At 72.6% G+C, this 3888-nt stretch carries 3 protein-coding genes and 1 pseudogene; all 4 read left to right on the forward strand.

Translation table 11 applies throughout. The features are described 5' to 3' along the window. Nucleotides 1-606 (forward strand): Gfo/Idh/MocA family oxidoreductase (locus EYA84_RS28330; RefSeq protein WP_236146005.1); only part of this gene is annotated, 606 nt, incomplete at its 5' end. A 24-nt stretch (nt 607-630) separates the two neighbouring features. Then, nucleotides 631-2061: a glucuronate isomerase gene (uxaC, locus tag EYA84_RS28335; protein WP_131056983.1), complete on the forward strand. Its 1431-nt coding sequence runs from the start codon at nt 631-633 to the stop codon at nt 2059-2061. Next, on the forward strand, nt 2058-3359 hold the full coding sequence (locus EYA84_RS28340) for an enolase C-terminal domain-like protein (RefSeq protein WP_131056985.1): 1302 nt from the start codon (nt 2058-2060) through the stop codon (nt 3357-3359). The genes uxaC and EYA84_RS28340 overlap by 4 nt, the downstream gene beginning before the upstream one ends. Next, nucleotides 3350-3888: pseudogene (locus tag EYA84_RS28345) on the forward strand (mannitol dehydrogenase family protein); the annotation flags it as partial. The gene EYA84_RS28340 and the pseudogene EYA84_RS28345, both read left to right, overlap by 10 nt.

Raw genomic sequence — 3888 nt, forward strand, 5'->3', positions numbered from 1 at the left:
GCCCCCGCCGCCGCCGACGACCCGTTCGCGCTGCGCCTGGCCGAGCACCCCCGGCTGCGCGAGCTGTACCTCGACGCCGAGGCCGCCGACGGCTACCACCGCGACCGCAACGTCTTCGCCCCCGGCGTGACCATCGAGGACGACATGGCGGTGCTGGCCACCTACTCCAGCGGCGCGACGATGACCTACCACCTCACCGCGTACGCACCGTGGGAGGGCTACCGGGTGATGGTCAACGGCAGCCGGGGCCGGCTGGAACTGGAGGTCACCGAGAGCGAGTTCGTCAGCCCGGCCGCCGCCGGTGCGCTCAAGGGTGCCGCCCTGCACGGCACCGAGGCCGCCGCCGAGGGCGGTCAGGCCACGCTGACCCTGCGCCCCTTCTGGTCCCCGCCCCGACGCATCGAGGTCGACGGGTACACCCGGCACGGCCACGGCGGTGCGGACGCCCGGATGACCCAGGTGCTCTTCGGCGGCGTACCCGATCCGCTGGATCGCGCGGCCAGCGCCCGCGACGGCGCGCTGGCCCTGCTCACCGGTCTGGCCGCCAACCGGTCCTTCGACACCGGCGCCCCCGTGCGGGTCGCCGACCTGCTCACCCTCGACTGACCTCGACCCCAGGAGCCGAACCCCGTGCCCACCTCGACCCGTCCCGACCTGCTGTTACCCGCCGAGCCCGGCCAACGTGCCCTGGCCCGCGAGCTGTACGCGCTGGTGGCGCGGCTGCCCATCATCTCGCCGCACGGGCACGTCGACCCGGGGCTGCTCGCCGACGACCAGCCGTTCCCCGACCCGTCCCGGCTGCTCATCGTGCCCGACCACTACCTGACCCGGATGCTGTTCAGCCAGGGGGTGCTCCCGGCCGAGCTGGGCGTGCCCACCCGCGACGGCAGCCCGGTGGAGACCGACGGGCGGCGGATCTGGCGGCGCTTCGCCGAGCACTGGCACCTGTTCCGGGGCACCCCGTCCCGGCTCTGGCTGGAGCAGACCCTCACCGAGGTCTTCGGCCTGGACACCCGGCTGTCGCCGCAGACCGCCGACGACGTGTACGACGCCCTCGCCGCCCGCCTCGCCGAGCCGGACTTCCGGCCCCGGGCGCTGTTCGAGCGGTTCAACATCGAGGTGCTGGCCACCACCGAGTCGCCCCTGGACGACCTTGGTCGGCACGCCAAGCTCGCCGCCGACGGGTGGGGAGGTCCGGGCGGCCGGGTGGTCACCACCTTCCGGCCGGACAACGTGGTGGACCTGGAGTTCGAGGACTGGTCGGCCAACGTCGACCGGCTCGGCGAGATCACCGGCGAGGACACCGGCACGTACCAGGGCTATCTGGCCGCGCTGCGCGCCCGCCGGGAGGCGTTCATCGCCGCCGGTGCCACCTCGTCGGACCACGGGCACCTCACCGCCCGCACCCTGGACCTCGGCGCGGACGCGGCGGCGCTGTTCGACCGGGCCCGCCGGGGCCGGGCCGAACCGGGCGACACCGAGGCGTTCCAGGCCCACATGCTGCTGGAGTTCGCCCGGATGTCGCTGGACGACGGGCTGGTCATGCAGTTGCACCCGGGGGCGGTGCGCAACCACAACCGGTGGCTGCACGCCCGGCACGGGCGCGACGTGGGCGGTGACGTCCCGCAGGTCACCGAGTTCGTGCACGCGCTGGCTCCGCTGCTGGACGCGTACGGCAACGACCCCCGGCTGCGGGTGGTGCTCTACACGCTCGACGAGGACACCTTCACCCGGGAACTGGCACCGCTGGCCGGCGGGTACGCCGCCCTGGTGCTCGGCGCGCCCTGGTGGTTCCTGGACTCCCCCGAGGTGCTGCGCCGGTTCCGCGAGACGGTCACCGAGACGGCCGGCTTCTACAACACCGCCGGGTTCGTCGACGACACCCGCGCGTTCTGTTCCATTCCGGTACGCCACGACGTGGCCCGCCGCATCGACGCCGGTTTCCTGGCCCGGCTGGTCGCCGAGCACCGGCTGCCCATGGACGAGGCCGCCGAGACCATCGTCGACCTGGCGTACCGGCTGCCGAAGCAGGTCTTCAAGTTCGGAGAGAAGCAAGCATGACGACCATCACCGACGTGACCGTGCACGACGTGCGGTTCCCGACCGCTGCCAGCGGCGACGGCTCCGACGCGATCAACCGGGGTGACTACTCGGCCACCTACGTGGAGCTGCACACCGACGACGGTCCGACCGGCGCCGGGTTCACCTTCACCAACGGTCGCGGCAACGAGATCACCTGCGCCGCCGTGCGGGCCCTCGCCCACCACGTGCGGGGACGCACGGTGGAGGAGATCACCGCCGAGCCGGTGGCGTTCTGGCGCTCGCTCGTCGCCGACGTGCAGTTGCGCTGGCTCGGCCCGGAGAAGGGGGTCATCCACATGGCCACCGGCGCGCTGGTCAACGCCGTGTGGGACCTGCGCGCCAAGCTCGCCGGCAAGCCGATGTGGCGCTACCTGGCCGAGCTGTCCACCGAGGAACTGGTGGCCAACGTCGACTTCCGGCACATCACCGACGCGCTCACCCCGGACGACGCCGCCGCCATCCTCGACAAGGGGCGTGACGGCCTCGGCGACCGGCTGGCCCTGCTGGAGCGGGACGGCTTCCCCTCGTACACCACGTCGGTGGGCTGGCTGGGTTACCCGGACGACAAGGTCCGGGCGTTGACCCGGGACGCGTACGCGCAGGGGTGGCGGGCGATGAAGATGAAGGTCGGCGGCCCGCCCGAGGACGACCTGCGGCGGGCCCGGATCATCCGGGCCGAGATCGGCCCGGACGCGCTGCTGATGATGGACGCCAACCAGGTGTGGGACGTCGACGAGGCGATCACCAACATGACGGCGCTGGCCGAGGTCGACCCGTACTGGATCGAGGAGCCGACGCACGCCGACGACGTCCTGGGGCACGCCCGCATCGCCCGCGCGATGACCGAGCTGACCGGCGGCCGATGCCGGGTCGCCACCGGCGAGGTGGCCGCCAACAAGGTCATCTTCAAGCAGTTGTTGCAGGCCGAGGCGATCGGCGTGATGCAGATCGACGCCTGCCGGGTGGCCGGGGTCAACGAGGTGCTCGCCGAGATCCTGCTCGCCGCGAAGTTCGGCGTACCGATCTGCCCGCACGCGGGCGGCGTCGGGCTCTGCGAGTACGTCCAGCACCTGGCGATCTTCGACTACCTGCGGGTGGGCACCAGCCTGGACGGCCGGATGGTGGAGTACGTCGACCACCTGCACGAACACTTCGTCGACCCGGTACGCACCCGCGACGGGCGGTACCTGCTGCCGACCGAGCCGGGCTACAGCGCCACCATGCGTCCCGAGTCGATCGCCACCTTCCGCTTCCCGGACGGCCCGACGTGGCGGTGACCGTGGGCGCGTCCCGACTCGATCTGGGCGCCCTGCGCCGACTACCGGTGCAGTCCCGTCCCCTGATCCGTCCGGGCACCGTGCCGGCCGGCGTGGTGCACCTCGGGCTCGGCGCGTTCCACCGCGCCCACCAGGCCGTCTACACCGAGCAGGCGCTCGCGTCGGCCGGGGGTGACTGGGGCATCGTCGGTGTCGCTCCGCGCAACGCGGATCTGGTGCGGACACTGACCGCGCAGGACAACCTGTTCAGCGTGAGCACGCTCTCCGCAGACGACCAGCAGACCCGGGTCATCGGGGCACTGGCCGACGTACGGCTGGCCGCCGCCGACCCGGGCGCGATCGTGGCGTTGCTGGCCGACCCGGCGATCCGGGTGGTCACGCTGACGGTGACCGAGAAGGCGTACCAGCTCGATCCGGCGGCCGGGACGCTGCGCCCCGATCCGGAGCTGGTCGCCGACCTGACCAGCGACCGGCCACCGGCCACCGTGCCGGGGCTGCTGGTGCGCGGTCTGCTGGCTGTCTCGTATAC

This window comes from Verrucosispora sp. SN26_14.1 (genome assembly GCF_004307965.1).
Classification (GTDB): Bacteria; Actinomycetota; Actinomycetes; order Mycobacteriales; family Micromonosporaceae; genus Micromonospora.

What these genes read in the sequence shown, in the direction of transcription:
- EYA84_RS28340 (WP_131056985.1), top strand. Translation starts at nt 2,058, where the DNA reads ATGACGACCATCACCGACGTGACCGTGCACGACGTGCGGTTCCCGACC.